At 53.0% G+C, this 234-nt stretch carries 1 protein-coding gene; it reads left to right on the forward strand.

Features of this window, described 5'->3' with window-relative positions; all coding sequences use genetic code 11:
* Positions 1 to 234 (forward strand): hypothetical protein (locus AC1RPU_RS08540; RefSeq protein WP_481769740.1); only part of this gene is annotated, 234 nt, incomplete at both ends.

Below are 234 nucleotides of genomic sequence, written 5' to 3' on the forward strand. Positions count from 1 at the left end.
TTTCAGGGCATACTGTATGCGATAGTAGGAAATGCTACAACAGGCAGCTTTACCTTGACCCTGAACAGAGGCGGTAGTACTCAAGCCATCAATGCTGTTCTGACTTCCGGTCGCTTGCTGGGTGGTAGCAGCGGCGTTGTTTCCGTGTTCTACGCTGGTTACGGATTGATGGCGGTTGCAGCTAATTCCGCGCTGAACACGGCGGGCGCATGGTCTAGTTTTTCGGTAACAGCC

Source organism: Dellaglioa sp. CoH-55-MRSF-7 (assembly GCF_056782235.1).